This window comes from Mycolicibacterium sp. XJ870, assembly GCF_053483975.1.
The window spans coordinates 38294-59657 of the sequence record NZ_JBEFTI010000008.1; the positions used below are offsets into that span (position 1 = coordinate 38294).

The following is a 21364-nucleotide window of genomic DNA, read 5'->3' on the forward strand; positions in this document are numbered from 1 at the left end:
GGCGACGTGGGAAAACTGCAGCTTGTTCAAGACCCGGCAGCCGATGCACTGCTGGAGGACAATCCGTTCGCGCTGCTGCTCGGAATGATGCTTGATCAACAGATTCCGATGGAAGTCGCATTCGCCGGGCCGAAGAAGATCGCCGACCGTATCGGCGGCGTCGACCCGCACCGGATCGCCGAGTACAACCCGGACGAGTTCGTGGCGCTGTGTTCGGAAACGCCTGCCATCCACAGGTTTCCGGGTTCGATGGCCAAGCGCGTGCAGGCACTGGCGCAGGCCGTTGTCGACGACTACGACGGCGATGTCACGGCGTTGTGGACCGAAGGCGATCCCGACGGCAAAGAGGTGTTGCGCCGGCTCAAGCGTCTGCCCGGGTTCGGTGATCAGAAGGCGCGGATTTTCCTGGCGCTGCTGGGCAAGCAGTATGGCGTGACGCCCGCGGGTTGGCAGGCCGCGGCGGGGGACTACGGCAAGGCAGGCACGCATATGTCGGTGGCCGACGTGGTGGATGCCGGGTCGTTGCAGCAAGTTCGCTCTTACAAGAAAGAGATGAAGGCGAAAGCGAAGGCCGCCAAGAGCTGAGAGCCTCCCAGTGTGCACTGAGATCGCCGTTCTGGCTGAAATCGCGATCTGGACGCACGCTGACCGCTAAAAGGCGGGCCCGTTGAAGCGTTCCCGCGTGGCGATCTCGCTGACGGGCTTGCGTTTGAGTTTCGTGAGCTGACGCACCGGCTTGCCCAATGGGAGCACCGCGGCCACCGCATATTCGTCGGGTATCCCCAGCAGCGCCTTGACCTTGGGTTCTTCGGCCACGGTCATGGTGGTCAGCACGCCGCCGTAGCCCTCGTTGCGGGCGGCCAACAGGACGTTCCACACGAACGGGTACACCGACGCCCCGGGCACCACGCCGATGCGGTCGAGGTCCTGATCGAATGCCGCGACCACGCCGAGGTCGACGCAGACCACCAGCACCACCGCAGCGTCGAGCAGTTGCGTGGCCCGCGGCGCCTTGACCGCAGCCAGGTCGTCGGCGGAAACCTCCATGGGATGCAGCGGGTTCCACGGGCTTTCGCCATTGCGCTGTTGGGCGATATAGCGCCGTGCGCCGGTGACGCTGAGATCGGCGAGCGACTCGCGGGTGTCGCGGTCCCGGATCACCACCACCCGCGTGCCTTGGCGATTGCCCCCGCTGGGCGCGAAGCGGGCGTGGTCGAGGATCCGTTCGAGCACCTCGTCGGGCAGCGGGTCGTCGGTGAACTGGCGGGTGGCACTGGTCGTGCGCATGACGTCGTAAAGCTCCATGGGTCCATCCTTTTGTCGGTAGCAGACCTATGCAATGGTTGACATATGGCGAAGACACACCTGAACTGCCCGTGTGGTGAAGCGATCACCGGAACCGATGAGAACGACCTCGTCGAGAAGGCACAGACCCACCTGGCCGAGGCACATCCTGGCCGCGAGTACGACCGGGACATGATCCTGTTCATGGCCTACTGATCCAACAGCCGATTCACCAGCCGCTAAACAAAATTCCCGGTCGCTAGCGAGGCCAGCGACCGGGAATTCCGTTTCCCCATTTTCTTCTGTTGGTCAGGGCACCACCGTCGAACCGATGGTGGGCATGAACTGGCATTGCTTCTCGGTCGTCGTGACCTGGCCGAAGATCGTCGACATGATGCTGCCTGAGCCGGTGTCGGCGATCGCGGTCAGTGTCGTCGGCCCCTCGGGGTTGATGTCCGACTGCGGCTTGAGCGTGGCGCCGCCCGACTTGCCGGTGGTCAGGTTCACCCAGGTGACATTGAGCGGCAGCTTCTGCTCGGCTGCCGGGCCGGGCGTGCCCACCGCGGTGAACACGTAGGCGGTCTGGCCCGGGCCGGGGCCGGGCATCGGGATCTTCGCCGGGCCGGCCACCGAAATCGCGGTGGCGAGAACGTTCCCGCCATCCTTGAGGCATCCGTTGCTGATCGACGGATACATGAAGTCCTGCGTCGGCGGGGTATCCGGCGCGAATCCCGCAGGCGGCGTCGGGCCGGGGGCAGGTGCCGGGGCCGGAGCGGCACCCTCGGGCGCCGGTGCGGGAGCAGGTGCTGCCTCGGGTGCCGGTGCGGGCGCTGCCTCGGGCGCGGGGCCAGGCGCCGGTGCCGCGAGCGGCTCGGCAGGCGGCAGCGCCTCTGGCGTGTGCAGGGCCGGCCCGACGGCATGCGCCGGGTCGACGCCTGCGGGCAGGTGAGCGTCAAGGCCGGCACCGTTGGCGGGGACATGTTCGGGCGCCGCGACCGGTGCGGCGGCCGGTGCGGCCGCCGCTGGGTCGGCGACGAAGTGGTTGACCGCCGTCGCGACATTGCGGGAGTCGTCCGATTCCGATTTGTTGGCCGCGAAGGCCTGCGCCGCGGCCATCAGCAGTTGCGCGGCACCGGCCGGGTCGGCCGCCGCCTGCTGAATGACCGGGCTGAGGCCCTCCACCGCCGACAGGCCCGGCGCCTGCAAGCCGTCGATCGGCAGCGCGGCGGGATCGGCGTTGGCCACCCCGCCGCCGAACAGCAGCGCGGCACTGGAACCGATCGCGACGGCGGCGGCAAACAGCTTTTTCGGTGTCATGGCTCTCCCAATACGTTTCGGCGGTCAGACCAGATCGGTGATCAGGGCAGGCCGGCGGTCAGCAGGGGAGCCAACGCCAACGCACCTGGAGCTGTTGCAGCAGAAGCACTGGGAACAGTGGCTGCCGGGGCTGCTGCAACCGCTGGGGCCGCTGCGGTAACGGGAGCCGCCGCAGCCGGGGCGAGGTTGGCCAGCGGGCTGCCGACCGGCGCAAGTGAAGCCAGGTCACCCGGGAAGTTCACCTGCTGCGGCAGCGGGATCGGCATGCCCGGCACCTGCGGGATCTTCACTTCGGCCGATGGAATCAGCGAGGCGGGTCCGGTGGCCGCGGGCGTCGCAGGAGCGGTAGCCACCGGAGCGGCAGGTTGCGTGACGGACGCCGGGGCTTGCGGCAGGGTCACCGACGCGGTGGCCGACGGCACCGGCGCCGGTGCGGCGGCAGGCGTTCCGGTCAGCGCCGAGGCGACACCCTGCAGCAGCTGAGGCGCCGCGCCCGGAACGCCGGCAAGCTGGTTGACGATCGGCAAGTTGGGCACGCCGGGCGCCGGCGGTGCCGGCACCGGCTCCGCATTCGCCGTGGCGCTGAGCGCCAACGCGACCGGGAGAGCGCCCGCCGCCGCGATCATGCTGGTGGAAAATGCTTTCCAGGTGAATTTCATGGTTCTCCCAATCGGTTGACTGCACGTCTGTGCCTGAACGTATCGAGTTACTGGTGGTACTCAAGTGACACGTGTGGCGGTTATTCAACCGTTACGGCAGTGACGGGAATCGGTTACCGGAGCGCTGGCCGGCCACTGCCCGCGAGCGTCACGCCAGAGTGGCTGCGGACGCCGAGCGTCACGCTGGCGTGACACGCGGCCACCGCTAAAGTCGAGCCGTAAACACCGAACCCGCTACCACCGTCCCAACATCCGCGCGGCTGCAGCGCATGGCGCCGATGTTGTTGATCGTCAGCATCCTGGCGCGGTTGGCTTGGACGTATCTGGTGCCCAACGGCGCAAACTTCGTCGACCTGCACGTGTATGTGGGTGGTGCCGGCGCTTTGGACGGACCGGGCGCGCTCTACGACTACGTCTATGCCGAGCAGACGCCCGACTTCCCGCTGCCGTTCACCTATCCGCCGTTCGCCGCGATCGTGTTCTACCCACTGCATCTGCTGCCGTTCGGACTGGTCGCGTTCCTCTGGCAGATCGGCACCATCGCCGCGCTCTACGGCGTGGTGCGCGTCAGCCAACTGCTCCTGCACCAAAACGCGCAGCGGCGTGTCGCGATGCTGTGGACCGCCGTCGGCATCTGGACCGAACCGCTGCGCAGCACCTTCGACTACGGGCAGGTCAACGTCGTGCTCGTGCTCGCGGGGCTCTGCGCGGTGTACTCCAATCGGTGGTGGGTGTCGGGGCTGCTGGTTGGTCTGTCTGCCGGGGTGAAACTCACCCCGGCGGTGTCGGGGCTGTATTTCGTCGGGGCACGCCGGTGGGCCACCGTGGTGTTCTCGGCTTTGGTGTTCTTCGGGACCGTCGGCCTGTCGTGGCTCGTGGTCGGGGATCAGGCCCGCCGGTATTTCACCGAACTGCTCGGTGATGCTGAGCGGATCGGGCCGATCGCGACGTCGTTCAACCAGTCGTGGCGTGGCGGGGTCTCCCGGATCCTCGGTCACGACGCGGGTTTCGGCCCTGTGGTTCTGCTCGGTATCGCCGTCACCGCGGTACTGGCTGTGTTGGCGTGGCGGGCCATCGGCGGCGCTGCCGACCGGCTCGGCGCGATCGTCGTCGTCAGCCTGTTCGGCCTGCTGCTCTCACCGATCTCGTGGACGCATCACTGGGTGTGGCTGATCCCGCTGATGATCTGGCTGCTGCACGGCCCGCTGTCGGATCGGCGCGGCGCGCGGATCCTGGGCTGGGGCTGGCTGGGGCTGACCCTGATCGGGGTGCCGTGGCTGCTCAGTTTCGCCCAGCCGAGCATCTGGGAAATCAGCCGACCCTGGTATCTGGCCTGGGCCGGGCTGATCTACATCGTCGCGACGCTCGCGACGCTGGCGTGGATCGCCGCGGACGCGAGGAGCAAGACAGCAGCGGTCAGCTCGGCCCGTCAGCCAGAATCCGGTTGATCTCTTCGGCCATCTGCACATCCTTGTCGGTGATCCCGCCGGCGGAATGCGTCACCAATGCGAAGGTGACTGTCCGCCAACGGATATCGATATCCGGATGATGATCTTTCTGCTCGGCGAACTCAGCCACCCGGCGCACTGCGTCGATGCCGTCGAGGAACGCGGGGAACTTGACCGAACGCCGCAAGGCGCCGTCCGAGTGTTCCCAACCCGGCAGATCTGACAGTGCAGCGTCAACCTGATCATTCGTTAACACAGCCATGGGATCGACGGTATACCGTCGGGCGCGATGGATGAGCAGATCGTCGTTGCAGGGGCGCTGATTTCAGCCGGCACGCTGCTGGTTGCCCAGCGCGACCGGCCGCCGGCCCTGGCCGGCCTGTGGGAGTTGCCGGGCGGCAAGGTCGCGCCGGGGGAGAGCGACGCCGCCGCGCTCGCCCGGGAACTGCACGAGGAACTCGGCGTCGAGGTCGCCGTCGGCGTACGTCTCGGGGCCGACGTCGCGCTGAGCGACACCATGACGTTGCGTGCCTACCGCGTGTCGTTGTCAGCGGGCAGTCCCCAACCGCACGACCATCGTGCGTTGCGCTGGGTGGGTGCCGACGAACTCGATGGCCTGGCCTGGGTGCCGGCCGACCGCGCCTGGGTGGCCGATTTGGCTGCCGCACTGCGGCGCCATTAGCCCGTGCGGGAATACCGGCATTTAACTGTTGTGGCGTAAGCGGTTTAATTTCAGCATGCTCGTGTTGCGAATTACATTTCCATGAAAGTGCACGTAACGTTTCCTTGAAAATGGCGCGGGTACTGGGCCGCAATGTTTTCCTGGTCAGGTGAGCACGGCCACCACGCCGTACACCGGTCGGCGACAAAGCGTGAACCTGGCGCTGGCGACGTGGGTATCGGCGATCAACTTCTGGGCCTGGAACATGATCGGCCCGCTGTCCACCACCTACGCCGGCGATATGCGATTGAGCAGTACGCAGGCCTCGATGCTGGTTGCCACGCCGATCCTGGTCGGATCGCTGGGCCGGATCGTGGTCGGTTCGCTGACCGACCGGTTCGGTGGCCGCGCGATGTTCATCGCGGTCACATTGGCATCAATACCACCCGTAGTCGCAGTCGGAGCGGCCGGCGCTGCCGACTCATATCCACTGCTGATCGTGTGCGGCTTTTTCCTCGGAATCGCCGGCACCATATTCGCTGTCGGTATTCCGTTCTCCAACAACTGGTATGAGGCGTCGCGGCGGGGATTCGCGACCGGGGTGTTCGGCATGGGCATGGTCGGCACCGCGATGTCGGCATTCTTCACGCCGCGCTTCGTCCGGTGGTTCGGGCTGTTCACCACTCACGTCATCATCGCGGTGGCGCTCGCCCTGACGGCGGTGCTGTGTGTCGCGGTGATGCGGGACGCCCCGGCCTTCCGTCCGAACACCGACCCGGTGCTGCCCAAGCTCAAAGCCGCGATGAAACTGCCGATGACGTGGGAGATGTCGTTCCTCTACGCCGTGGTCTTCGGTGGCTTCGTGGCCTTCAGCAACTATCTGCCCACCTACATCAAGACAATCTACGATTTCACCGCCGTCGAAGCCGGAACACGCACAGCAGGTTTCGCGTTGGCCGCGGTGCTGGCCCGGCCGATCGGTGGTGCCCTGTCGGACCGCATCCCACCGAAGTACGTCGTGCTGGCCTCGTTCGCGGGCACTGCGTTGATGGCCTTCGTCGCGGTGTTCCAGCCGCCGCCGGACCTGTGGTCGGCGGCCACCTTCATCACCCTCGCGGTCTTCCTCGGCATCGGGACCGGCGGCGTGTTCGCCTGGGTGGCCCGCCGCTCACCGGCACAGTCGGTGGGCTCGGTCACCGGAATAGTGGCTGCCGCAGGTGGTTTGGGTGGTTACTTCCCGCCGCTGGTGATGGGCTCGACGTACGACAGGACCGAGAACGACTACACCGTCGGTCTGCTGCTGTTGGTGGCCACCGCGCTGGTGGCGCTGGCCTACACGGCGCTGCGGCTGCGTGCGCATGAACCGGGCAAGGAGCCTAAGCAATGACAAAGCCGCATGTCGGCGGACGCATGGAGGAACTGCTGGAACGCAGCGGCAGGTTCTTCACACCGGGGGAGTTCTCACCCGATCTCCGCTCGGTCACCCGCAGGGGCGGCCGCGACGGCGACGTGTTCTATCGCGACCGCTGGAGCCACGACAAAGTGGTGCGGTCCACCCACGGCGTGAACTGCACGGGATCGTGCTCGTGGAAGATCTACGTCAAGGACGGGATCATCACCTGGGAGACCCAGGAGACCGACTATCCATCGGTCGGCCCCGATCGGCCCGAATACGAACCGCGCGGCTGCCCGCGTGGCGCGGCGTTCTCCTGGTACACGTATTCGCCCACCCGCGTGCGCTATCCGTACGCCCGTGGCGTGCTCGTCGAGATGTACCGGGAGGCCAGGGCCAGGCTGGGGGACCCCGTCCAGGCGTGGGCCGACATCCAGGCGGACCCCGACCGCAGACGGCGCTATCACAACGCCCGCGGGAAGGGCGGCCTGGTGCGCGTGAGCTGGGCCGAGGCCACCGAGATGATCGCCGCCGCACACGTGCACACCATCAAGACCTACGGCCCGGACCGGGTCGCCGGGTTTTCGCCGATCCCGGCCATGTCGATGGTCAGTCATGCTGCCGGCTCGCGGTTCGTCGAGCTGATCGGCGGGGTGATGACGTCGTTCTACGACTGGTATGCCGATCTGCCGGTGGCGTCCCCGCAGGTGTTCGGTGATCAGACCGACGTGCCGGAATCGGGGGACTGGTGGGACGCCTCGTATCTGATGATGTGGGGGTCCAACGTTCCGGTCACCCGCACCCCCGACGCGCACTGGATGGCCGAGGTGCGCTACCGGGGCACCAAGGTCGTCAGCATCAGTCCCGACTACGCCGACAACACGAAGTTCGCCGACGAGTGGATGCCGTGCGCCGCCGGGACCGACGGTGCGCTGGCGATGGCAATGGGCCATGTGATCTTGTCGGAATGCTTTGTCCAGAAACGAGTTCCGTACTTCGTCGATTACGTTCGCAGGTTCACCGATCTGCCATTCCTGGTGAAGTTGGAGGAGCGCGACGGCCTCCTGGTGCCGGGTAAGAACCTCACCGCCGCCGACCTGGGCGGAGCAGTCGCCGAACAGGAAAACTCAGCGTTCAAACCTGCGCTGCTCGACGCGGCCAGCGACAGCGTCGCGGTTCCCCAGGGTTCATTGGGATTCCGTTTCGGCAACGCCGGTCTGGGCAACTGGAACCTCGATCTCGAGGATCTGGTGCCGGCCCTCACCGTGGCAACCGAGGAGGGGGAAACCGCGGCGATCCGGCTACCTCGCTTCGACACCATCGACGGTCACGGCGAGACGATGGAACGCGGTGTGCCCGTGCGGCGCGTCGGCGAGCACCTGGTCTGCACGGTGTTCGATCTGATGCTCGCCCAGTACGGGGTGGTGCGGCCCGGGCTACCAGGGGACTGGCCCACCGGCTATGACGACGCCGGCGGCCTCTACACGCCGGCCTGGCAGGAAGCCATCACCGGGGTTGCCGCCACCCAGGCGATTCGGGTGGCGAGGGAATTCGCCCGTAACGCAGAGGAATCCAACGGCCGGTCGATGATCATCATGGGCGCCGGCATCTGTCAGTGGTTCCACGGCGATGCCACCTATCGCGCCGTGCTGGCGATGCTGTTGCTCACCGGATCGATGGGCCGCAACGGCGGCGGCTGGGCACATTACGTCGGCCAGGAAAAGTGCCGGCCGGTGACTGGCTGGGCGACCATGGCGATGGGCAGCGACTGGTCGCGTCCACCGCGGCAGATGGCCGGAACGTCGTACTGGTATGCCCACACCGACCAATGGCGTTACGACGGTTACCGTGCCGACGCGCTGGCCAGCCCGCTGGGCCGTGGACGGTTCCGTGACAAGCACACCATGGACGTCCTGGCGTCGGCGACGGCGATGGGGTGGAGTCCGTTCTTTCCGCAGTTCGACCGGTCGAGCCTGGATGTCGCCGACGAGGCGGTGGCGGCCGGACAAGAGATCCCGGCCTACGTCGCCGAGAAACTCGCTGACGGCAGCCTGAAACTCGCGGTGACCGATCCCGACAATCCTGCCAATTGGCCCCGGGTGCTGAATGTCTGGCGTGCGAACCTGCTGGGGTCGTCGAGCAAGGGCAACGAGTACTTTCTGCGCCACCTGCTCGGGACCACGTCCAACGTCCAGGCGGAACCCACCCCGGAGGGTCTGCGCCCGGCCGGGATCACCTGGACCGACGAGATTCCGGAAGGAAAGCTCGACATGCTGATGTCGATCGACTTCCGGATGACCTCGACGACGCTGCTTTCTGATGTGGTGCTGCCTGCGGCGACCTGGTACGAGAAGGCCGATCTGTCCAGCACCGACATGCACCCCTATGTGCACGCGTTCAGCCCGGCCGTCGACCCGCCCTGGGAAACCCACTCGGACTACGAGGCTTTCGGCGCCATCGCCCGGGCATTCAGCACACTGGCAGCCAAACATCTCGGGGTGCGCACCGATGTGGTGCTGGGCACTTTGCAGCACGACACACCCGGTGCGATGGCCTATCCCGGTGGTACCGAGCATGATTGGCGCACGACAGGCGAGACGCCGGTGCCCGGTAAGACGATGGGGCCGGTGGCGGTGGTGGAGCGCGATTTCGGCGCAATCGCCCAGAAGTGGGCCACCCTGGGCCCGCTCGTCGACACGCTCGGGGTGACCACGAAGGGGGTGACCACGCACCCTGACGAGGAGGTCGCCGAACTCGGCGCGAAATTTGGGGTGATGGATTCCGGTGTGGCTCAGGGACGCCCGGCGATCACGACGGCCGAGCGGATGGCCGACGTCATTCTCGCTCTCTCGGGCACCTCGAACGGACGGCTCGCCGTCGAAGGGTTCCGCGAACTCGAGCGGCGCACCGGGCGCAAGCTGGTGCACCTAGCCATCGGCAGTGAAGAACGCCGGATCACCTACGCCGACACCCAGGCCCGCCCGGTGCCGGTGATCACCAGCCCGGAGTGGTCGGGCAGCGAGACCGGTGGCCGCCGCTACGCGCCGTTCACAGTGAACATCGAAGAACTCAAACCCTTCCACACCCTCACCGGCCGAATGCATTTCTACGTCGACCACGACTGGCTCGAGGAACTCGGCGAGCAGTTGCCGATCTACCGTCCGCCGCTGGACATGTCGCGGTTGTTCGGCGAGCCGGAAGTAGGCCACCAGGGGATCGGCCTTACGGTGCGTTACCTGACGCCCCACTCGAAGTGGTCGATCCACTCGGAGTACCAGGACAACCTTTTCATGCTTTCGCTGTCGCGCGGCGGCCCCACAATGTGGATGAGCCCGGCCGATGCGGCAAAAATCGAAGTGCAGGACAATGATTGGGTCGAGGCGGTCAACCGTAACGGTGTGTTGGTGTGCCGGGCGATCGTCAGCCACCGGATGCCCGAGGGCGTGGTGTTCGTCTACCACGCGCAGGAACGCACGATCGATGTTCCGTTGACGGAAACAACGGGCACCCGCGGCGGAATCCACAACTCGCTGACCCGGCTGTTGATCAAGCCCAGCCATCTGGCGGGCGGTTATGCCCAGCACTCGTACGCGTTCAACTATCTCGGCCCGACCGGAAACCAACGCGACGAGGTCACGGTGGTCCGCCGCCGCAGCCAGGATGTGACGTACTGACATGCGCAGAACGCACGCTTGCGAAATGAGGCATCGATGAAGGTCATGGCACAGATGGCGATGGTGATGAACCTCGACAAGTGCATCGGGTGCCACACCTGCTCGGTGACGTGTAAACAGGCGTGGACCAACCGCGCGGGCACCGAGTATGTGTGGTTCAACAACGTCGAAACCCGTCCGGGACAGGGGTATCCGCGCACCTACGAGGATCAGGAGCGCTGGCGCGGCGGCTGGCGCCTCGACCGGCGGGGCCGGCTGAGGCTGCGCGACGGCGGCCGGCTGGCCAAGCTGTCCCGCATCTTCGCGAACCCGAAACTGCCCTCCATCGACGACTACTACGAGCCATGGACCTACGACTACGAGAACCTGACCTCGGCGCCGCTTGGCGAGCACATGCCCGTCGCCCCACCGCGCAGCCTGATCAGCGGGGAGCCGATGAAGGTGTCATGGTCGGCCGCCTGGGACGACGATCTGGGCGGCTCCCCGGAGATCGTGCCCGGCGATCCGATCCTGCAGAAGATCAGCGAGGAGATAAAGCTGGAGCTTGAGCAGACGTTCATGTTCTACCTGCCGCGGATCTGCGAGCACTGCCTCAACCCGTCATGCGTGGCGTCCTGCCCGTCCGGGGCGATGTACAAGCGTTCCGAGGACGGCATCGTGCTCGTCGACCAGGACCGCTGCCGAGGCTGGCGGATGTGTGTCTCCGGATGCCCTTACAAGAAAGTGTATTTCAACCACAAGACCGGCAAGGCCGAGAAGTGCACGCTGTGCTATCCGCGCATCGAGGTCGGGTTGCCGACGGTGTGCTCGGAAACCTGTGTGGGTCGGCTGCGGTACCTCGGGCTGGTGCTCTACGACGTCGACCGGGTGCTGGAGGCCGCCTCGGTGCCCGACGACAAGGATCTGTACGAGGCGCAGCGACAGATCCTGCTCGATCCGACGGATCCCGCGGTGATCGCCGGGGCGAAGGCCGAAGGTATCTCCGATGAATGGATCACCGCGGCCCAACACTCGCCGATCTACAAGCTCATCCACACGTATGGTGTTGCGCTGCCACTGCATCCGGAGTTCCGCACGGTGCCGATGGTCTGGTACATCCCGCCGCTGTCCCCGGTTGTCGACGCGGTAAGCCGGGACGGACATGACGGGGAAGACGTCGGCAACCTGTTCGGCGCGCTGGAATCACTCCGCATCCCGATGGAGTACCTGGCCGGGTTGTTCACCGCCGGGGACACCGACGTCGTCGAAGGGGTGCTGCGTCGGCTCGCGGCGATGCGGTCGTACATGCGCGATATCAACCTCGGCCGGGAGACTCAGCCGCACATCCCGCAGGCGGTCGGAATGACCGAGCAGCAGATGTACGACATGTACCGGTTGTTGGCGCTGGCGAAATACGATGAGCGGTACGTCATCCCGACGGCCTACAGCTCGGAGGCGATACCCGGGGCGGAGGAGCCGGGCTGCTCGCTGTCATTCGAGGGTGGGCCCGGGATGTACGAGTCGGGTCCCTTCGGGGAGGCCAGCGGCGGGCCGATTCCGGTGGCCGTCGAGACCTTTCACGCCCTGCAGCACCGCCAGACCAGCGACGGCATGGCGGCCAATGCCGAGCATCCGTCGCGGCTGAACCTCCTCAACTGGGACGGCAGGGGAGTGCCTTCGGGCCTGTTTCCGGGGGACAAGTGATGAAACTGCGCGGCCGGGCCGACCAAACAATGCAGGACCGCCTGGTGTGGCAATCGGTCTCGCTGCTGCTGGCCTATCCCGACGAGCAGCACGCCGCCCGGCTGGACACCGCCGAGAGCCTGCTCGGGCATGTCACCGGTGAGCCTGCCCGGCTGATCGGCGAAACCCTTGTGGCGCTGCGGAGTAGGAGTGTCATGGCGCTGGCGGTCGACTATGTCGACACCTTCGATCTGCACAAGCGCGCCACGATGCTGTTGACGTACTGGACGGGCGGGGACACCCGCAACCGCGGCTCGCAGATGGTGGTGTTCACCCAGGCCTACCGTGCCGCCGGCGCCCTGCCGCCTAAAAATGAAGCGCCCGACCATCTTCCGGTGGTCCTGGAGTTCGCTGCCACGGTCGACCCCGATGCCGGACGTCGGCTGCTCGTCGCGCACCGACTGCCTATCGATGTGCTCAGGCAGGCCCTGACCGACGCCGGATCGGTGTACGCGCCGGCCGTGACCGCGGTCTGCATGACGCTGCCCGATGTCTCCGCTCCGGCCGCCGTATCGAATTTGCTGCAGTCGGGTCCGCCGACGGAATCGGTTGGATTGCAGCCATTTCAGCTGACGGTGCCACCCCGTCGGGTTCAGGAGGGTGTCTGATGTCGAGTGGAGAGATCTTCTGGGACGTGATCCCGTACGTCACGTTGGCGATCGTGGCCGTCGGCACCTGGTGGCGGTACCGCTACGACAAGTTCGGCTGGACCACCCGCTCGTCGCAGCTTTACGAATCGCGGCTGTTGCGGATCGGCAGCCCGATGTTCCACTTCGGCATCCTGGTGGTGATCGTCGGCCACGTCATCGGGCTGATCATCCCCCAGTCGTGGACACACGCCATCGGTCTGAGCGAGCACGCGTATCACATCCAGGCGATCGTGCTGGGGACCATCGCCGGGCTGAGCACCCTGATCGGCATCGCGCTGCTGATCTTTCGTCGGCGCACCACCGGCCCGGTGTTCATGGCCACCACCGCCAACGACAAGGTGATGTACGTCGTCCTGGTGATGGCAATCGTGGCCGGGTTGGTCGCGACCGCGCTGGGGTCCGGCGTAGTGGGGGAGCCGTACAACTACCGTGAGTCGGTGTCGCTGTGGTTCCGGTCCATCTGGGTGCTGCAGCCGCGCGGTGACCTGATGGCAGGAGCGCCGGTGTATTACCAGCTGCATGTCCTCATCGGGCTGGCGCTGTTCTGCCTGTGGCCGTTCACCCGGCTGGTGCACGTGTTCAGCGCGCCGATCGGCTACCTGTTCCGGCCCTACATCGTCTACCGCAGCCGCGACGTCGCGCAGCAGGGCGAGCTGATCGGCTCCCACCCGCACCGCCGCGGCTGGTGAGGGCGCCGCACAATTAGGGACCTTTGGCACTGCCGCACCGCAATCCAACAGAGGACTGTGGAGCGTGTCGAAGGAGGTTGATCCCATGACCAAGGGACACGAACTGGACGTCCTCAGCCGCAGGCAATGCCTTGATCTGTTGCAGCGGGCGCGGGTGGGCCGTCTGGTGTTCACCGAGGACGCGCTACCTGCCGTGCAGCCGGTGAACTTCCGGTTGGCGCACGACGACGTGGTGATCCGTGTCGCCGGCGGGCCCAAGTGGGCTGCCGCCACCGCGAACCAGGTGGTGGCGTTCCAGGCTGACGAGCTGGACCCGGAGTTGCGAACCGGCTGGAGTGTGACCGTCGTCGGACACGCAGAGCCGATTTCCGACATCGATGAGTTAGTGGACGTCGCCGGGACGTTCGTGCAGTCGTGGGCGGACGGCCGTCGGGATCACTTCGTGCGAGTCCGCACCGAGAAGGTGACCGGGCGGCAGTTTCGGGAACCCAGTGTGCCGCACAACAGCGGCGACACTCAGTAACCCAGCTCAGTACCGCAACCGGTCACCGACCACCCGCACCGAGTGGTCATGGTGCGCCGAGTACAGCGGATGCATGAGCATCGGGTGACGGCAATGCGCACAGGACTCCTGCGGGCGGTTGGCCGACGCGAATGTCAGGTGGTGGCATTCACTGCACCGGACGACGTAGCAGGCGCCGATCCAGTTCGCCATCCCCACGTAGATCGCCACCGTGGTCGCTGTTGCCAGCACCATGATCAGCGCGACGGTGAGCACTTCGTAAACCGTCATCGTCGGTACCTCCAACTGTGCCAATTCGGGGCCGAACCCCTATTGACGGATACCTCAAACGGTACTCGCGAACGTCAGGACTTCCGGGCCCGTTTGAAGACTTTCTCGAGTTCAGTACCGCGTATTCCGTTGAGTTCGGCCTTGCGCACCTTGTGCAGTACCACCGGGCAGCGTTTGCACCTGGGCTTGCTGCGACAGCACTTCTTTTTGGGCTTTACGCCGGCGAGCTTGGCGGACTTCAACGTGACCGGGCTCTCTCGTTTTCGTGATTGGGTCGACTACCTGCGAGAATTGCAGCGTGGATTCGCACCAAGATTTTCGCAACGTCGCCATTGTGGCCCACGTTGACCACGGCAAAACGACCCTAGTCGACGCGATGCTGCGGCAGTCGGGTGCCTTGACGCACCGCGGCGATGACGCTGTTGAACGCCTGATGGACTCCGGTGACCTGGAGAAGGAAAAGGGCATCACCATCCTGGCGAAGAACACCGCCGTGCACCGGCACCACGCCGACGGCGGGATGACGGTCATCAACGTGATCGACACTCCGGGCCACGCGGACTTCGGCGGCGAGGTCGAGCGCGGCCTGTCCATGGTGGACGGTGTGCTGCTTCTGGTCGACGCCTCCGAGGGCCCGCTGCCGCAGACCCGGTTCGTGCTGCGCAAGGCGCTGGCCGCGCACCTGCCGGTGATCCTGGTGGTCAACAAGACCGACCGTCCCGACGCGCGCATCTCCGAGGTCGTCTCGGAGAGCCACGACCTGCTGCTCGACGTCGCATCCGATCTCGACGCCGAGGCGCAGACGGCCGCCGAGGACGCTCTGGGACTTCCGGTGCTGTACGCATCCGGTCGCGCGGGCATCGCCAGCACCGTCGAGCCCGCCAACGGCGAGAACCCCGATGGCGAGAACCTCGACCCACTGTTCGACGTCCTGCTCGAGCACATCCCGCCGCCCAGCGGCGACCCCGAGGCGCCGCTGCAGGCGCTCGTCACCAACCTCGACGCCTCGGCCTTCCTCGGCCGGCTCGCGCTGATCCGCATCTACAACGGCCGGCTGCGCAAAGGCCAGCAGGTGGCGTGGATGCGTGAGGTCGACGGTGTCCCGGTCGTCACCAACGCCAAGATCACCGAGCTGCTGGCCACCGAGGGCGTCGACCGCAGGCCCACAGAGGAAGCCGTCGCGGGCGACATCGTTGCGGTCGCCGGGATCCCCGAGATCATGATCGGCGACACGTTGGCCGACCCTGAGCATGCGCATCCGTTGCCGCGGATCACCGTCGACGAGCCGGCGATCTCGGTGACCGTCGGCACCAACACCTCGCCGCTGGCGGGCAAGGTGTCCGGGCACAAGCTGACCGCCCGGATGGTGCGGAACCGGCTGGACTCCGAACTGGTCGGCAATGTGTCGATCAAGGTGGTAGACATCGGCCGTCCCGACGCCTGGGAGGTGCAGGGCCGCGGTGAGCTCGCGCTCGCGGTGCTCGTCGAGCAGATGCGCCGTGAGGGTTTCGAGCTGACCGTCGGCAAGCCACAGGTGGTCACCCGCAACATCGACGGCAAGCTGCACGAGCCTTTCGAAGCCATGACCATCGACTGTCCCGAGGAGTTCGTCGGCGCGGTTACGCAGCTGATGGCCGCGCGTAAGGGTCGGATGGAAGAGATGGCCAACCACGCGGCGGGCTGGGTCCGGATGGACTTCATCGTGCCCAGCCGCGGGCTGATCGGCTTCCGCACCGACTTCCTCACGCTGACCCGAGGCACCGGTATCGCCAACGCGGTCTTCGACGGGTACCGGCCCTGGGCCGGAGAGATCCGCGCCCGGCACACCGGGTCGCTGGTGAGCGACCGCAGCGGTTCGGTGACGCCGTTCGCGATGATCCAGCTGTCCGACCGCGGCCAGTTCTTCGTCGAGCCGGGCGACGACACCTATGAAGGTCAGGTCGTCGGCATCAACCCGCGCGCCGAGGATCTGGACGTCAACGTCACCCGCGAGAAGAAGCTGACCAACATGCGGTCCTCGACGGCTGACGTGATGGAGACGCTGGCCCGGCCGCTGGAACTCGACCTCGAAAAGGCGATGGAGTTCTGCGCGGCCGACGAGTGCGTCGAGGTGACGCCCGAGATCGTGCGGGTGCGCAAAGTAGAACTCACCGCGAGCTTGCGGGCGCGTGCGAAGGCGCGGGCCAAGGCACGCGGGTAGTTTCGCGGGTACCGCCACAAGCTAGGGGGTATTGATGGTTCGGGTCTTGGCGCTGTTGTCGGTCGTTCTCGCCGTCATCACCGGCTGCGGCGGAGGATCTTCCGAGGAGCCCGAGGCATGGAAGTCGGAGGATGCGGGCGCCGTCATCGCCGAGGCCCCGCTGTCCGATCTCGACCCGGCGTTGCGTGAGGCAGCCTCTGACGCCAGGACCATGACCTACGTGTCGCGCAACGGCGTCAATGATGCTGTCGCGCACGTGGCGGGGTCGGTGTTCGTCCCCAAGGGCACCGCGCCGCCCGGTGGGTTTCCGATAGTGGCACTGGGCCATCGGACTGTGGGCACCGCACCCGATTGCGCGCCGTCGGTGTCGCCCAACCTGTTCGGCGAGTCCGCGACCGTCGTGGCGCTGCTCAACGCCGGGTACGTGGTCACCGTGCCCGACTATCAAGGCCTGGGAAAGCCTGCGAAGCCCGACGAGTACGACTTTCACCCGTACCTGGACTCGACGACGGCCGGTTACAACATGATCGACGCGGTGCGTGCGACGCGGGCGATGGTGCCCAACACCTCGACATCCTGGGCCGCGCTGGGTGCACAGGAAGGCGGCCAAGCTGCCTGGGCTGCAAACGAACTCGTCGAAAACTACGGATCCGGTCTGGATTTGGTGGTGACGGCATCCCTGGCCCCGATGGCCGAGATCGAGGGGCTTGTCGACGCGGCGATGGCCGGTTCGTTGAACCCCGACCAGAAGGTCGTCTACACGCGCTATCTGGAAGCCCTGAAGAACCAGTACTACTACGATCTCGAGCTCGATGACTACCGCCGCGGGGCGGCCCAAGACAATTGGGACGCGCTGCTCAGCTGCCAGAACAGCGCTGAGCGGACATCGTTGGCCGCGCAGATCCCCCCGGAGGACTTGCGTCCCGCCGGCCCCGAGGCCCTCGAGGTGCTGCGCGGGTTCATCCAGAAGACGAACCTGCCCCAAGGACCGACCCAGGTACCGATGTATGTGATTTACGGTGGCCAGGATTCGGTGATCCCGGCCGCGTGGACCGACCGTGCACTGACCCGTGCCTGCCAGATGGGCGACGTCATCCAGATCGCTTTCTGGCCCGACAAGCCGCGCGACCAGATCGACCCCACTGCTGCTCTGGGCTGGCTGAAGGACCGCTTGAACTCCATACCGTCGGCCAACGATTGCGAAGCGTTCATGGCGGCACACAAGTAACTGAGGGCGTCGAAAGGCCAATTATGACACGGCTTTTCGTGCTTTGCGTGTCATAGGTGGCCGCTCGGGATGGGCTTGACAGCAACCGACCCCCTCCCGTGCGGCAGAGGGGGTCGGCCAGAGCGGGTGTGCTTACCCGCTCTCCCCCGAACCGGCGGAGTCATTGCTGCCGGAGCCCGAGCCGGCGTTGTCGCCGGAACCGGCATTGGCCGCGGCTTTCTTGCTTGGCTTGGTGAACGCCTTCTTGATGCCGTCACCGATCTTGGTGGCCGCGGCCGAGATGTCATCGCTGACCGTCTTCACGATCCTGGTCCTGGGATTGCCCAGAGTGCGTGCCCCGGTGGCGTTTTCCCCCGGAACGGCCCGGAAGCTGTCCCTGACGAGAGCGGCCGGCTCAGTTGGTTCCTCTGCAGGCTCTGAGACGGCGTCCTCATCGGTTGCAGCGGGTGACGGCGGCGTGGTGTCTCCCCCGGTGGACACCACGTCGACGCTATCGACCTCGGCGGTCACGGCTGCGAAACGTTCCTCGGGAGCCTCCAGTGGTGGTGCACCCAGGGCTTCGGCAATCGTCTGGCGGGCAAGCACCAGGTTCTTGAACAGGCCGTTGATCAAGCCCGGAGTGTCTCCTCCTTCTGCGAGGTCACCGACGAGAAGAGCGGTCGCGATCTCGGCGGGGGCGAGCGCGATCGCGTTCGCCAGGGCTAGGGGATTGCCCGAGCCTGCCGCGTCGACGATGCTCTGGACGGAGGCCGCCGTCGTGCGGACGGTGTTGCTGACTGTCTCGAATGCGTCAAGGCCGGTCTGCAGGACCATCGTTGGGATGGTTGCGGCGACGTTGGCGATGTTCTGAGTGATCATGCCGGGGATCTGCAGAGTTTGGATGAATGGGCTGATGACCAGCTGTACCGAATACTCCACGAAACTCCACAGCGTCAGGATCGCCGCCTCGGCGTCGCCTGCCCTCAGTTGGGTTGCTGCAGTGATGATGACCCCGGGCATGTCCGCCAAGATCTGCACGCTGTTGGCGGCCCCATACGTGATGCCTATCGCGAGGTAGTTCAAGTACGCGAACTGATTTGCGCGCAGTTGATTCAGGATTGGAGTCGGGTTGGTGACGAACGGGACGAAGGCGTCGGACATGTACGCCCCGGTCATGATGATCAAGTTCTGATACGCCTCGGCGACGCTTTGAGTGTCGAGGGTTTGTACGGCCCCGGGAAGTTCGGCTGCCGCGAGGTGGACGGACGAAAACTCGACCGAGCGTTCGGGTGTGGGTGGTGCTATCGGGGTGACGGCGATGATGCCGGCGCCTGCTATCGCGATGCCGGTCGAAATGTAGGGGCGCAGTGATTGTCGCAACGGATCTCCTTGGTGAGATGTGACGTCGGTCACTCCGGCCGACGAGCAGAGATTAACTGAGAATCAGCTGAGATAGATGCAAAATGGTGAAACGTGTTCTATGTGTCGTGTCACCGGATTCGTTTGAGCGAATTTCGTCTGCAGTTCGCGGCGCTGCAGCGATGTCCTCGGGTGTTGCTCGAAATTCGGCTGGTTACCGAATAATGCAGAATATGGTGGTCCCGTATAAAGGTTCCACAGCCTGCGAGTCCGCCTGATAGATCGCTGCGCCGCATCTGGCAACGTGCTTGTACACGTCGACAGATTGGATCTATCCCGCTAGGCGTCGTAGCTTGTCGGCCCGTCGCAGCCAAGTTTCGGTGCGCTCCCGAGTGCCTTATGTGTCGGTCGATACCCTGAGTGGCGTGCCGACACCCTCCCGCTGCGCCCGCATGACGATCGGGGCGCTCGTTTCGGTGCCGGCGCTCGTGCTGGGTGGCTGCACGGTAAGCCCGCCGCCCGCCCCGCAGAGCACCGAGACCACCGAGACGACACCGCCGCCGCCCGCCAAGGCGACGCAGATCATCATGGCCATCGACTCTGTCGGCCCCGGCTTCAATCCGCACCTGCTGTCCGATCAGTCGCCGGTGAATGCGGCGATCGCGGCACTCGTTCTGCCGAGTTCGTTCCGACCGGTCGCGGATCCGAAGTCGCCGACTGGTTCGCGCTGGGAACTCGACCCCACTCTGCTGGAATCGGCGGAAGTGACCAGTGAGAACCCGTTCACCGTCACCTACAAGATCCGGCCCGAGGCGCAGTGGACGGACAACGCCCCGATCGCCGCGGACGATTACTGGTACTTGTGGCGTCAGATGGTCAGCCAACCCGGTGTCGTCGACCCGGCCGGTTACGACCTGATTACCGGCGTGCAGTCCGTCGAGGGCGGCAAGACGGCCGTCGTGACGTTCTCCCAGCCATACCCGGCCTGGCGCGAACTGTTCAACGACATCCTGCCGGCCCACATCGTCAAAGACGTCCCGGGCGGTTTCGGTGCGGGGCTGGCCCGGGCGATGCCGGTGACCGGTGGGCAGTTCCGAGTGGAGAACATCGACCCGCAGCGCGATGAGATCCTGCTGGCCCGCAACGACCGCTACTGGAGTGAGCCGGCCAAACCCGACCTCGTGCTGTTCCGGCGCGGTGGCGCGCCGGCCGCGCTGGCCGACTCGATCCGCAACGGCGACACGCAGGTTGCCCAAGTACACGGCGGCGCAGCTACTTTCGCCCAACTCAGTGCGATCCCCGACGTGCGGACCGCACGCATCGTCACACCGCGGGTCATGCAGTTGACGTTGCGTGCACAGCAGCCGAAGCTGGCCGATCCTCAAGTGCGCAAAGCGATCCTGGGATTGATCGACGTCGATCTGCTCGCCTCGGTGGGTGCCGGGGATGACAACACCGTCACGCTCGCACAGGCGCAGGTGCGCTCACCGTCGGACCCTGGATATGTGCCCACCGCGCCGCCCGCCATGAGCCGCGACGGCGCGCTTGAGTTGCTGCGTGCGGCTGGTTACGAGATCGAGCCCGCCGCCACGCCGGAACAGGGTGCGCCCGCGCCCGAGAACGGTCGGCAACGCGTCATCAAGGACGGTGCGCCGTTGTCCATGGTGCTTGGCGTCGCGTCCAACGATCCGACCTCGGTGGCGGTGGCCAACACCGCGGCCGATCAACTGCGCAATGTCGGGATCGAAGCGTCCGTGCTGGCGCTGGATCCCGTGGCCCTCTATGGCGATGCGCTGACCAACAATCGCGTCGACGCCGTCGTCGGTTGGCGCCAGGCCGGGGGAGACTTGGCAACCACGCTGGCGTCGCGGTACGGCTGCCGTGCCCTGGAGGCGACGCCGGTGTCCACCGCGGTACCCGGCGTGCCCACCCCTGCGCCCCCCAAGCCCACGAGCACCCCATCACCGGTGCCCGTGACAACCACACCGACCACCACGCCACCGCTCCCGGCTCCGGAATCCGACGAACTCGTGCAGGCGCCGAGCAATATCACCGGCATCTGCGACCGCAGTATCCAACCCAAGATCGATGCGGCGCTTGATGGTACGGCCAACATCGCCGAGGTGATCCAAGCTGCCGAGCCGCGGCTGTGGAACATGGCGACGGTGCTGCCGATCCTGCAGGACACCACCATCGTCGCGGCCGGCCCGAGTGTGCAGAACGTGAGCCTGTCAGGTGCAGTGCCCGTCGGCATCGTGGGCGATGCGGGCCACTGGACGAAGACGAGGTAACGGCAGTGGGCCCCCTC

General features: G+C 66.0%; 17 protein-coding genes and 2 pseudogenes. 13 read left to right on the top strand and 6 right to left on the bottom strand.

The genetic code is table 11. From position 1 onward, the window contains the following. Positions 1 to 6 precede the first annotated feature (6 nt). Entirely contained in the window at positions 7 to 585 is a 579-nt protein-coding gene (locus ABQF30_RS23820; protein ID WP_448468432.1) for an HhH-GPD-type base excision DNA repair protein, read from the top strand. Positions 586 to 651: 66 nt separating this feature from the next. On the opposite strand, the gene ABQF30_RS23825 is transcribed toward ABQF30_RS23820, so the two are convergent. Beyond that, positions 652 to 1305: a nitroreductase family protein gene (locus tag ABQF30_RS23825; protein WP_448468434.1), complete on the bottom strand. Its 654-nt coding sequence runs from the start codon at positions 1303 to 1305 to the stop codon at positions 652 to 654. Between the two features lie 45 nt (positions 1306 to 1350). On the opposite strand from ABQF30_RS23825, the gene ABQF30_RS23830 reads away from it, so the two are divergent. Then, positions 1351 to 1500: a DUF1059 domain-containing protein gene (locus ABQF30_RS23830; RefSeq protein WP_448468436.1), complete on the top strand. Its 150-nt coding sequence runs from the start codon at positions 1351 to 1353 to the stop codon at positions 1498 to 1500. A 93-nt stretch (positions 1501 to 1593) separates the two neighbouring features. Here ABQF30_RS23830 and ABQF30_RS23835 read toward each other — a convergent pair whose 3' ends face one another. Both ABQF30_RS23835 and ABQF30_RS23840 read right to left on the bottom strand, forming a co-directional pair. Continuing rightward, positions 1594 to 2601 (bottom strand): Rv1157c family protein, encoded by a 1008-nt coding sequence (locus ABQF30_RS23835; protein WP_448468438.1) that lies wholly within the window; start codon positions 2599 to 2601, stop codon positions 1594 to 1596. Between the two features lie 41 nt (positions 2602 to 2642). Beyond that, on the bottom strand, positions 2643 to 3260 hold the full coding sequence (locus ABQF30_RS23840) for a hypothetical protein (protein ID WP_448468440.1): 618 nt from the start codon (positions 3258 to 3260) through the stop codon (positions 2643 to 2645). 269 nt (positions 3261 to 3529) lie between these two features. Here ABQF30_RS23840 and ABQF30_RS23845 point away from each other — a divergent pair, with 269 nt between their 5' ends. After that, entirely contained in the window at positions 3530 to 4708 is a 1179-nt protein-coding gene (locus ABQF30_RS23845; protein ID WP_448468442.1) for a mannosyltransferase, read from the top strand. Here the strand turns inward: ABQF30_RS23845 and ABQF30_RS23850 are convergent. Further along, complete coding sequence (locus ABQF30_RS23850) at positions 4677 to 4970, bottom strand: 4a-hydroxytetrahydrobiopterin dehydratase (protein ID WP_448468444.1); 294 nt, start codon at positions 4968 to 4970, stop codon at positions 4677 to 4679. The two genes, ABQF30_RS23845 and ABQF30_RS23850, sit on opposite strands and share 32 nt — an antisense overlap. Before the next feature lie 27 nt (positions 4971 to 4997). Between ABQF30_RS23850 and ABQF30_RS23855 the strand changes: the two genes are divergently transcribed. The 7 genes and pseudogenes from ABQF30_RS23855 to ABQF30_RS23885 all read left to right on the top strand — a co-directional run bounded on the left by ABQF30_RS23855 (position 4998) and on the right by ABQF30_RS23885 (position 14020). Beyond that, positions 4998 to 5390, top strand: coding sequence for a (deoxy)nucleoside triphosphate pyrophosphohydrolase (locus tag ABQF30_RS23855; RefSeq protein WP_448468446.1), 393 nt, complete (start codon positions 4998 to 5000; stop codon positions 5388 to 5390). A 148-nt stretch (positions 5391 to 5538) separates the two neighbouring features. Further along, positions 5539 to 6756 (top strand): nitrate/nitrite transporter, encoded by a 1218-nt coding sequence (locus tag ABQF30_RS23860; RefSeq protein ID WP_448468448.1) that lies wholly within the window; start codon positions 5539 to 5541, stop codon positions 6754 to 6756. Next, positions 6753 to 10436 (top strand): nitrate reductase subunit alpha, encoded by a 3684-nt coding sequence (locus ABQF30_RS23865; RefSeq protein WP_448468450.1) that lies wholly within the window; start codon positions 6753 to 6755, stop codon positions 10434 to 10436. Before ABQF30_RS23860 ends, ABQF30_RS23865 begins: the two co-directional genes overlap by 4 nt. 36 nt (positions 10437 to 10472) lie before the next feature. Then, positions 10473 to 12119: a nitrate reductase subunit beta gene (narH, locus tag ABQF30_RS23870; protein WP_448468452.1), complete on the top strand. Its 1647-nt coding sequence runs from the start codon at positions 10473 to 10475 to the stop codon at positions 12117 to 12119. Beyond that, positions 12119 to 12745, top strand: a pseudogene (gene narJ, locus ABQF30_RS23875) (nitrate reductase molybdenum cofactor assembly chaperone); the annotation flags it as partial. The gene narH and the pseudogene narJ, both read left to right, overlap by 1 nt. A 12-nt stretch (positions 12746 to 12757) precedes the next feature. Continuing rightward, a pseudogene (gene narI / locus ABQF30_RS23880) lies at positions 12758 to 13497 on the top strand (respiratory nitrate reductase subunit gamma); the annotation flags it as partial. An 85-nt stretch (positions 13498 to 13582) separates the two neighbouring features. Next, positions 13583 to 14020: a pyridoxamine 5'-phosphate oxidase family protein gene (locus ABQF30_RS23885; RefSeq protein ID WP_448468454.1), complete on the top strand. Its 438-nt coding sequence runs from the start codon at positions 13583 to 13585 to the stop codon at positions 14018 to 14020. A 6-nt stretch (positions 14021 to 14026) separates the two neighbouring features. Here ABQF30_RS23885 and ABQF30_RS23890 read toward each other — a convergent pair whose 3' ends face one another. Beyond that, positions 14027 to 14290 carry a hypothetical protein gene (locus ABQF30_RS23890; RefSeq protein WP_448468456.1) on the bottom strand — a complete coding sequence of 88 codons (264 nt, stop codon included), beginning with the start codon at positions 14288 to 14290 and terminating at the stop codon, positions 14027 to 14029. A 298-nt stretch (positions 14291 to 14588) separates the two neighbouring features. On the opposite strand from ABQF30_RS23890, the gene typA reads away from it, so the two are divergent. Continuing rightward, complete coding sequence (typA, locus tag ABQF30_RS23895) at positions 14589 to 16490, top strand: translational GTPase TypA (RefSeq protein WP_448468458.1); 1902 nt, start codon at positions 14589 to 14591, stop codon at positions 16488 to 16490. A 34-nt stretch (positions 16491 to 16524) separates the two neighbouring features. Further along, positions 16525 to 17718 (top strand): lipase family protein, encoded by a 1194-nt coding sequence (locus ABQF30_RS23900; RefSeq protein WP_448468460.1) that lies wholly within the window; start codon positions 16525 to 16527, stop codon positions 17716 to 17718. A gap of 132 nt (positions 17719 to 17850) precedes the next feature. Here the strand turns inward: ABQF30_RS23900 and ABQF30_RS23905 are convergent, their stop codons facing one another. Then, positions 17851 to 19077 (bottom strand): hypothetical protein, encoded by a 1227-nt coding sequence (locus ABQF30_RS23905; RefSeq protein WP_448468462.1) that lies wholly within the window; start codon positions 19075 to 19077, stop codon positions 17851 to 17853. 431 nt (positions 19078 to 19508) lie between these two features. Between ABQF30_RS23905 and ABQF30_RS23910 the strand changes: the two genes are divergently transcribed. Further along, entirely contained in the window at positions 19509 to 21347 is a 1839-nt protein-coding gene (locus ABQF30_RS23910; RefSeq protein WP_448468825.1) for an ABC transporter family substrate-binding protein, read from the top strand. Positions 21348 to 21364: the final 17 nt, after the last annotated feature.

Bases quoted from the DNA above. Each gene is read 5' to 3' on its own strand.
- ABQF30_RS23845 (WP_448468442.1), top strand. From the start codon at position 3,530: ATGGCGCCGATGTTGTTGATCGTCAGCATCCTGGCGCGGTTGGCTTGG.
- ABQF30_RS23825 (WP_448468434.1), bottom strand. From the start codon at position 1,305: ATGGAGCTTTACGACGTCATGCGCACGACCAGTGCCACCCGCCAGTTC.
- ABQF30_RS23840 (WP_448468440.1), bottom strand. From the start codon at position 3,260: ATGAAATTCACCTGGAAAGCATTTTCCACCAGCATGATCGCGGCGGCG.
- ABQF30_RS23885 (WP_448468454.1), top strand. From the start codon at position 13,583: ATGACCAAGGGACACGAACTGGACGTCCTCAGCCGCAGGCAATGCCTT.
- ABQF30_RS23835 (WP_448468438.1), bottom strand. From the start codon at position 2,601: ATGACACCGAAAAAGCTGTTTGCCGCCGCCGTCGCGATCGGTTCCAGT.
- ABQF30_RS23865 (WP_448468450.1), top strand. From the start codon at position 6,753: ATGACAAAGCCGCATGTCGGCGGACGCATGGAGGAACTGCTGGAACGC.
- ABQF30_RS23890 (WP_448468456.1), bottom strand. From the start codon at position 14,290: ATGACGGTTTACGAAGTGCTCACCGTCGCGCTGATCATGGTGCTGGCA.
- ABQF30_RS23855 (WP_448468446.1), top strand. From the start codon at position 4,998: ATGGATGAGCAGATCGTCGTTGCAGGGGCGCTGATTTCAGCCGGCACG.
- ABQF30_RS23910 (WP_448468825.1), top strand. From the start codon at position 19,509: ATGACGATCGGGGCGCTCGTTTCGGTGCCGGCGCTCGTGCTGGGTGGC.
- ABQF30_RS23830 (WP_448468436.1), top strand. From the start codon at position 1,351: ATGGCGAAGACACACCTGAACTGCCCGTGTGGTGAAGCGATCACCGGA.
- narH (WP_448468452.1), top strand. From the start codon at position 10,473: ATGAAGGTCATGGCACAGATGGCGATGGTGATGAACCTCGACAAGTGC.
- ABQF30_RS23850 (WP_448468444.1), bottom strand. From the start codon at position 4,970: ATGGCTGTGTTAACGAATGATCAGGTTGACGCTGCACTGTCAGATCTG.
- ABQF30_RS23900 (WP_448468460.1), top strand. From the start codon at position 16,525: ATGGTTCGGGTCTTGGCGCTGTTGTCGGTCGTTCTCGCCGTCATCACC.